An 8,812-nucleotide genomic window follows, 5' to 3' on the forward strand; every position below is an offset into this window, starting at 1 on the left:
AATCATAATTAAATAAAGTTTGTAATTCCTTATTTGAGCTATTCGTTGTCGGTTTTTACATTGGCGCTGTCGCTTCCTATATTTGAAGTGTCTGATATTTCAGGCAACGTCTGAATGGTATCCGATTGGGAATCATTGATCGTTTTGGCATTATCCTGATCGTGATATTGTGTTTCAGATTTTTTACAGCCCGCCAATACAAAAGCAAAAGCAAGAAATGTGAATAAGTTTTTCATAATGATTTATAATTTAGTTATCCCAAACTTAGGAAATAAGATATTTTTTGAATATGATTCCACTCACATTTACTTATTTTTATCTTTAATATAATTGCCAATATGAAAATCTATACTTTCTGAAACAGGAATGAAATCGTAATTCAGCTTTTCCTTTACTTTTTTATTAGACGCTTTCGGAAATGATGAAACGAAATCTATATTTGATTTTGTAAGCAAACGCAGCCTGGAAATAAGCCATCCGAAAAGTATATTCAAAGGCATTAAACAATTAAGGTGCTTTTTGTGGAGTACAATTCCGTCTTTTTTGCCTAGCTTTTTTCTGACTTCATGGGCAATTTGAGCATATTTTTTATTCTCTGAACTTATTATAAAACGTTCACCAAAAATATTTTGTTCCATCAATAACAATGAAATTTTCGCCACATCCCTTACATCCACGCAAGAAGTTCCACCCGAAAATGTAAAAGGGCTGTCGATAAAGATTTGCAGCAATTCTCCACTGCTCTGCTTCCAGTTTCCGCTGCCTAAAATCATTCCCGGATTTACAATGACCGTTCTGAATCTCACTGTATTTGCAGATTTTACAAGCTGTTCGCTCATATATTTGGAAATTACATACGCCGAACGGTCTTTCTGATGATCAAAAAGTGAGTGTTCGGTCAGCATTCCATATTGATCCGTCAGATTCATCACGGTGGCTGAACTTACATATAGAAATTTATAGACAGAGCCTTCCTTACATGCAGAAAGAAGATTTTTTGTAGCAGTGACACCTGCTTGGTAGACTTCTTCATCATCTTTTGGATCATAACTTATTTTGCCCGCACAATGATAAACTTCTCCGACATCTTTCAGAGCAATTTCGATAGATTTTTTATCATCAAAATCAACTTCAACCCACTCAATTTTTTTAAAGAAAAAGGCGGGATATTCGGTGTAAAATTTAAATGAATTTTTTACTTCATCCAAATTACTGGAAGCCCTTTTTGACGCCCTTACTTTTTTACCTTTTTTGAGAAGTTCTAAAACAATAACTCTTCCCAAGAGCCCTGTTGCTCCCGTTACAAATATCATAAATTGTTATTTTTGAATTTTTACTATATCTGATTAATATTCAACAGATCATTACAGATAAACGTGATCAATCGAAGTGCTGTGAATAGCCATTATCATTTGGTTTTGTTGTATATCAAAAATAAACAGATAGTTTTTTTAAAGCTATGATTACAGTCATGTTCCCGCTTTAAGTAAAAGCTTAATACTTTAGAAAAAGTATTATTAATGTAACAGTATTTAATTATTGTTGGTTAGGCACAGTATTTGGAAATATCTGAATAAGCAAATGATAAGAAAGAATCACACCTCATTTGCAAATATTAATATCGAAAAATTTCCAAAATTTTTTGGATTGCCTCAAAGGAGTTTATACTTATTTGGGGTATTTTTTTAATTATTTTAAATTAAAATTTTTAGACTTCTCAAATTAAAATTTTTTGTTTGATACAAGCTGTTAATTGTTGCTTTTTTAGTTTCAATTGGTCTTAAAGTTGTAGACAATATTAATATAAATGATTAGAATGATAATCATATTATTTTAGCATTTTAATAATAAATGTTATACAACAATTTACTGTAAACCGTAAAATTAATTCCATGTCAGAAATACAAAATAAAGATGTAAGAGGTGGGCAAGGTCAAGTTTTGGAGCCGGAAACGTATAGAGATTCAATAGGAACGATGGAGCAATCCGGAAAAAGAAAGTGGGTATACGCCAAAAAACCTCGAGGCAGATACGCCAATTATAGAAATATTGTTGCTTATGTGCTGCTTATCTTTTACTTCACTATTCCTTTTGTTAAAATAAATGGTAATCCGCTGTTGCTGTTTAATCTTATAGACAGACAGGTATTTATTTTTGGGCTTCCATTTTATCCGCAAGATTTTTTCATTCTTACTTTGGGAGTTATTATCGCTTTAATATGTGTCATCATTTTCACTTTGGCTTTCGGAAGATTATTTTGTGGCTGGCTATGTCCGCAAACAATTTTTTTGGAAAATGTATTCCGCAAAATCGAGTTTGCCATTGAAGGAGACCGAAACAGGCAAATGAAACTCGACAGACAAGAATGGAACAGCGAAAAAATATGGAAAAAAGGACTAAAATGGACAATCTTCATGATCATTTCGCTTATTTTCACACACTTTATGGTGATGTATGTGGTTGGATATAAAGAAGTTTTCAGGATAATTTCCGAAGGACCTTTTGCTCATCCTACCAATTTTATTGTCATTATACTTTTTACAGCGGCTTTTTATTTTGTGTTTGCCTGGTTTCGGGAACAGGTTTGTACACTTGTTTGTCCATACGGAAGATTACAGGGCGTACTTATTGATAAAGAAACGATTAATGTTTTTTATGATTATAAAAGAGGGGAAAACAGATCGAAGTGGAGAAAAGGAGAAGATCGTAAAGCAGCTGGTAAAGGCGATTGTATAGATTGTTATCAATGTGTTGTAGTTTGCCCGACGGGAATTGATATTCGGGATGGCCAGCAACTGGAATGCGTGAATTGCACAGCTTGTATAGATGCTTGTGATGAAGTCATGGAAAAAGTTGGTCTTCCGTTGGGATTGATCAGATATGCTTCCGAAAAGGAAATTGAAAGCCGTACGCCAACGAGATTTACAGGAAGAATGAAAATTTTTATCGTTCTCTTACTTTCCCTGCAGGTATTTTTGGGTGCAATGCTGTACAATCGTGGCGAAATGGAGGTGAAATTTATTAAGCCGGCGGGAAGCACTTTTTTCATAAGAGACGGTAAAATCACCAATACTTATAATTATACTTTCCTCAATAAAACCAATGATAAAAAAACCGTTACCATAAAAGTAATTGAGCCCGTAAAAGGGCAAGTAAGTTACAGCACAACAAGTAAAATAACGGTCGACCGCGACAAAATCTCAAAAGGATCTATTAATATCAGCTTCCCGGAAGATGAAATAAAACTTTCAAAACAGAACATCACCATCGGTGTTTACGATTTAAATGGTGAATTAATCGATTCTTATGAAACCTATTTTGAAGGACCATTTAAAATACAATTTTAGTAAAGAATTATTTAAAACAAATGCTCTTAATTTTATTTAGAATAAAAATCAATAAGGCTTATTTTAATCTTTTTATGATCAAAACAATGTTTATTACAAATGATATGCTGTATATTTGTGCATCGTTGTAAAACGATTTTTTTTCATCATTTGTGTTTTTAGCCTTCGGTAACGAAGGCTTTTATTTTTTATCAATTTTTTATTTTATTAATCTCTTAAAGTTGAACTGTTTACAAATACTTTAAAATCTCACCAGCAATTATATTAACAAATTAAGTGATACTTCGATTAAGGCAAAAAAATAAGTCATACAGAAAATTCCGTATGACTTACCACATTAATCTAATCTAATTAATCCTCTTGTTCAGCATCGAAATTGATTGATGTTTCAGCAATTTCTGTAAGCAGATAATCGGTATCTTCTTCTTCTTGTAAAGTTTTTTCTAACAAATCTGCGGCTTTTTCATGACCCATTGTAATGGCAAGTTGAGCAAGGCCACCATAAGTTGCAATCTCATAATGCTCTACTTTTTGTGCAGCTATAATTAAGGCTGCATCTCGGGTCATAGAACCTTCTTCAGTGGATTTTATTACTTCCTCCCCTTCTTTTATTATTCCTTTAATTGCTTCGCATTCCTTTTTCTCGGGTTGCTCACCAATTGATTTGAAAACTTTTTCCAGACGGCTGATGTGTTTTGTAGTCTGGAGCTGATGATCTTCGAAAGCATCTTTCAGCTCTTCAGTTGTAGCTGCATCGCGCATTGTTTCTAAAGCTGTGAGAATTGCGTTTTCTGCATAATAAATATCTTTCAGCGCAGTTACAAAAAATTTGTGTAGCGAAGAGTTTTTATGATCAGTACTGATGTCTTGTGTCAGATTTGTGGTTGCCGTAGTTTTTTTTGTTTCGGCAATTGTATTTGTATTTTCTGCTGTTTTGGTAGCCATAATATGATTGGTATTTTAGTTAAAAAATAACTGCCTCAATAATTAAAATTAAAGAGGCAGTTAAAAAACTGAATTATGAATTGTTTCGTCTGCCTCCGAATCCTGATCTGCCTGATCCGGATCCTGAAGATCTGCCGCCTCCGTGTGAAGCCTGGCCGCCCATGCGGGCTATTCTTGTACGTTCAGCCTTACTCATTGAAGCAAAGCCTCTTCTTGATGTTCCTCCTGAATTTGATCCTCTTCCAGAACCGCCGTTTCCGCCGGATCTTGAGCCAGATCCACTTGAGCCTCTTCCTGAGCCGCCACCGGATCTTCCACCTCCTGATCCAGAACCAGATCTGCCTGATCCGGATCCTGAACCTGAACCTGAAGATCTACCGCCTCCGTGTGAAGCTTGGCCACCCATACGGGCTATTCTTGTACGTTCAGCTTTACTCATTGAAGCAAAACCTCTTCTGGATGTTCCTGAACCCGAGCCTGAGCCTCTTCCGGAACCGCCGCTTCCACCTGATCTTGAGCCAGAACCTCTTGATCCGCCGCCTGATGATGATGAACGTCCGCGTCCGCCACCACGAGAACCTCCGGATCCTCCTCTGCCTCTGCCATCTTCTTCATCCTCATCTTCAAAATCTTCATCGTCGAAATCCTCATCATCGTAGTCTTCGTCGTCATAATCTTCATCATCGTAAAAGTCTTCAAAATCATCAAATTCATCCTCATAATCTGAGAAGTCATCATCATACTCCTCATCTTGAGATGCGTCATTAAAACCATGGTCGTAACCTAATTGATACACTTCCTCAAGAGTTGATTTAGCATCGTTGGAATTTCCTCCTGAATTTCTGCTGTTTGAATTTCTGTTCATAACATTTTTTTTTATTATTAATATTGAGTGAATTACTACAGCCGTTTAACTAGTATGATGACTGTAGCGGTTTGGTTTGGTAATTTTAACACTTATCAGTATTCAACTGAAATACAGATATTTAACAATTCAAATTTAATACAAAAATAATTCACTATATTATGATTTAAATCATAAAGCATTAATTTAATATAAAATTTTTCTGTTTTTTATTTTGAGCTTTTTCTCCAGCTCCATCATTTTTATAGCTCTGATTGCTGTTTCTACACACAGACCTGTTAAGCTTGCGAGCTGTTGTCTTGTAAATGGTATCTGAAAAGAAAAAGGAGTCTGCTCATTTTGAGAACTCTTTAAAAAATCCATTATTCCCTGCAACCTTTCAACCGGATTTTGTGATGATATTTTCTGAAGCATAATATATTTATGGATAATACGATCAGATAAACTCTTGCACATATCCTTATATATCTTTGGGTATAAATCAAGAAGATTCAGAAAATTATTTTTGCAAAGCCGCAGAACGGTGCAATCTGTCAGAGCGATAGAATTGACAGGATACACTTTTTCACTAAAGAGCAATGCTTCTCCAAAACCCTCACCGTCAGACAATATTTCCTGAATAAACTCTTTGCCATCTTTATTGTAATTGTTGAGTTTTACCTCTCCTTCAATTATTTGATAATAATAAAAGGTTTTGCACCCTCGTGAAAGATATAATCGCCTCCACCATAATATTTTACTGTAGTACCAGCTGACTCTAAAAGCCTCTCATTTATTGACATACTCTCTTTTTTTAATTATAATTATTTTTGTTTCCTTCGGATGAATTTTCTTGTGAAGTCTTTTAGCGATAATGCTGTTGTGACTGCTATTATTACCAATGTAATGGTAAAGAGGACGGTTAAGAAAATTTTTATAGTGTGTCCGAAGTCACCAAACCATAGAGTATCTTGCATAGTTAATTGTTTGATTTATTTATGTTACATTATTGTATGAGGAGCTGAGTAATGTCTGAAAACACTCCTAATTATAAAGGATAACAAAACCTTCCGCTTTTTTTAAAAGGGAAATTGAATTCTTTTACTCAGTCAAAATTTAAAAATTATCTGTTGGTTGATAAAGAATCTGTCTGATTCTAATACTGTTTATTCGTTGCAGTATTCATTGTATCGGTTTCAGATTCTATCGGCGTAGCAGCCGTATTCTCAGTTGTTCCGGTGTCTGGCTCCGGAGCCTGCCTCTGTTGTTCTTTGTTGCAGATAGGAAAGAAAATCCTAATAAACCTGCGGTTACAATAAATTTCATAATAATAATTTTGTATGGTAATTCAAAAATAATAAAACTCAACCTTTCATTTTTATGACCTAAATCATAGTTAAGAAAAATTCCTAAAAAATTAACAATATTTAATTATTATTAATATATAAATTAACATAATCACATTATAGTTACTAATTTATAAGTGCCGAAGTTTTCAACTGACGTTCTAAACCTTGCAAAATTTGCTCGGCATAAAATAATTGTGCATCACAGGCATGAGTTTTAGTATCCAAATCTGCTTTTTCACAAACTAAAATATTTCCTTTATGAGAAATAGCAAAATAAGCATATAGATTATACATAGAATTACGCTCAGGTTTGCAATATCCTGTAGTTGCGATCGACCATTCTGTATCGAAAAGTTTTGCAGCATTCAGCGCCATTGTTTCAGCAATAGCTTGTGACACGCAATTGAAGGCATTCGCTTCGCTGTTGGGAATATTTAGCAGCTGTACTTTGGAGGCTAAAGAATAGCAAGTAACTCCACCTTTATAAAACAGCATCGAGTTGGGCATTTGCGAAAAAGCAAGCTGAAGCAAACCCGATGTAACGCTTTCAGCAACCGCTACCGCTTCATTTTTGGTCATAAAACTTTCACTGATATTTTCTAATAACTTTTTTTGGAATTCCATTATAATAAATGTTTATGATTAGGATTATGATATATTTAATATAAGTGCTTTTCAACAGGCCTTATATCAAAGTTATACAATGTAATAATTCACACTTATGATTTTAGTCATGATGGAATTAAGCATAATTTTAGAAAAATGTAAATAATAAATCTCAATTTAAGAAAGAAGGCAAAGTATTGAACCTTGCCTTTTAATTATAATAAGAAATTATCAATTGTAAATAAATCAAGACAAATTTTTATTGGACTCGTTAAAAAAATAAGGTCTCAAAATATCTTCAAAATTATAAAACCCTTTTGTTTTATTTTTTATATTTTCCGCAACAAATAGCGCCCCGCTGCCGAAAGCTTCGCGAGAAATCGATTCGTGTACCAATCTCACAGTCTGATAAGGAAATCCAAAAATAACTTCATGTTTACCTACAATTCCTCCAGCTCTTACAGAATTGATGTTTTCTGTTTCAATATCCAAAGTCTGGGCTATTTTTACTGCTGTACCTGAAACTCCGGGTTTTGCCTTAAAATGTTCTTCAATAACTTCAATATCGACACCCGGTGCAATATTTTTTAATAATGAAGCGGCAAATAATAAATAGTTTACCCCTAAAGTGATATTAGGCGACCAAAAAACAACAGTTTTTGAAGATAAATCTTTGAGAAACTTTATTTCATCTTTGCCGTAATGAGAGATTGCAGATATGATTTTAATATTTTTTTCCGCTGCCTGTTTTCCGTATTCGTAAATACTTTCAGATGTAGAAAAATCTATAATGATATCCACCGGATGGCTGTCCAACAACTCTTCAACGGCTATATTCTGTTGCGAATAGATAAGCCCTGTATCTTCAGCGGAAATACCGAGAATTTCTTTGGCAGACGTATGTTCCATACTTTCAGTTTTCCTTAAAACCCATTCTAACGTAAAATCCTCCTTCTGAAGAATGACATTGGCTACTGCCCTGCCCGCCTTACCAAATCCTATTAAACCAATTTTCATATTATATTTTTTATTGTTTATTATAAATTCTGGAAGCCTTAAAAATAATTGAGAAAAAATCAATAAAAAGACATTAAAAATATTATACAACAAATTATAATTGAATTTAAATATATTAAATTATAATATAAATCTATATGAATAACATTTAGAAGACGTAATATACAAAAAAGCCAAATAAAAATAGTTTGAATAATCAGTTGATATTTAGATGCTGATGAATTGTGTAAGTATATTAATTAAAATTAATATACTCATCAAAAAAATAAGCTCTCAGGAACGAGAGCTTATTTTATTTAAAATTGTTAGTTGATTATTCTTTAATAAATTTCTTCTGAACAGATCCCTGAACGTCGTCTATGTCGATAACATATAATCCGTTGATCAGTCTGCTCACATCAATCTTGTTATTTAAAATCAATCCGCTTGATACAAGCTGTCCGGAAGCACTGTAAATTTTGTAATTCGCTTTCTCACTAATGTTTTTCACATTCAATATTGTGCTTACAGGATTTGGATAGATCAGAATATCATTTTGATTAACCGAATTCACAACTCCCTGCTTAGAGATTCTTACCGTGTAATCTTCAACTTCGCCATTTGCAAAGCTTGTACAGTTGACAGGAATTCCGTCTTTTTGCATCGCCACTCTCATCACAACATATTTGTAATCGGTCATGCTTACAAAAGCATCAGCCGGTACC

At 33.7% G+C, this 8,812-nt stretch carries 9 protein-coding genes and 1 pseudogene; 1 reads left to right on the forward strand and 9 read right to left on the reverse strand.

The annotated features are described in order from the left end of the window. Nucleotides 1-38: 38 nt before the first annotated feature. On the reverse strand, nucleotides 39-236 hold the full coding sequence (locus tag AC6CHK_RS07955) for a hypothetical protein (RefSeq protein ID WP_498095103.1): 198 nt from the start codon (nucleotides 234-236) through the stop codon (nucleotides 39-41). Nucleotides 237-305: 69 nt separating this feature from the next. Further along, nucleotides 306-1,313, reverse strand: coding sequence for an NAD-dependent epimerase/dehydratase family protein (locus AC6CHK_RS07960; protein ID WP_498095104.1), 1,008 nt, complete (start codon nucleotides 1,311-1,313; stop codon nucleotides 306-308). A 579-nt stretch (nucleotides 1,314-1,892) separates the two neighbouring features. Between AC6CHK_RS07960 and ccoG the strand changes: the two genes are divergently transcribed. After that, entirely contained in the window at nucleotides 1,893-3,347 is a 1,455-nt protein-coding gene (gene ccoG, locus AC6CHK_RS07965; protein WP_498095105.1) for a cytochrome c oxidase accessory protein CcoG, read from the forward strand. A gap of 351 nt (nucleotides 3,348-3,698) precedes the next feature. Here ccoG and AC6CHK_RS07970 read toward each other — a convergent pair whose 3' ends face one another. From AC6CHK_RS07970 to AC6CHK_RS08000, 7 genes and pseudogenes are all read right to left on the reverse strand, one after another. Then, entirely contained in the window at nucleotides 3,699-4,292 is a 594-nt protein-coding gene (locus AC6CHK_RS07970; protein ID WP_498095106.1) for a YciE/YciF ferroxidase family protein, read from the reverse strand. Between the two features lie 73 nt (nucleotides 4,293-4,365). Further along, entirely contained in the window at nucleotides 4,366-5,157 is a 792-nt protein-coding gene (locus AC6CHK_RS07975; RefSeq protein WP_498095107.1) for a hypothetical protein, read from the reverse strand. A 186-nt stretch (nucleotides 5,158-5,343) separates the two neighbouring features. Beyond that, nucleotides 5,344-5,571 carry a helix-turn-helix domain-containing protein gene (locus AC6CHK_RS07980; RefSeq protein WP_498095108.1) on the reverse strand — a complete coding sequence of 76 codons (228 nt, stop codon included), beginning with the start codon at nucleotides 5,569-5,571 and terminating at the stop codon, nucleotides 5,344-5,346. 126 nt (nucleotides 5,572-5,697) lie between these two features. Further along, nucleotides 5,698-5,832, reverse strand: a pseudogene (locus tag AC6CHK_RS07985) (Crp/Fnr family transcriptional regulator); the annotation flags it as partial. 776 nt (nucleotides 5,833-6,608) lie between these two features. After that, entirely contained in the window at nucleotides 6,609-7,109 is a 501-nt protein-coding gene (locus AC6CHK_RS07990) for a CinA family protein (protein WP_498095109.1), read from the reverse strand. A gap of 228 nt (nucleotides 7,110-7,337) precedes the next feature. Then, a complete protein-coding gene (locus AC6CHK_RS07995; RefSeq protein WP_498095110.1) occupies nucleotides 7,338-8,108 on the reverse strand; it encodes a 4-hydroxy-tetrahydrodipicolinate reductase in 771 nt (256 codons plus the stop codon). A gap of 313 nt (nucleotides 8,109-8,421) precedes the next feature. Beyond that, the coding region (locus AC6CHK_RS08000; RefSeq protein WP_498095111.1) for a T9SS type A sorting domain-containing protein at nucleotides 8,422-8,812 on the reverse strand (391 nt) is incomplete at its 5' end.

The organism is Chryseobacterium sp. GQ58, from assembly GCF_059758895.1.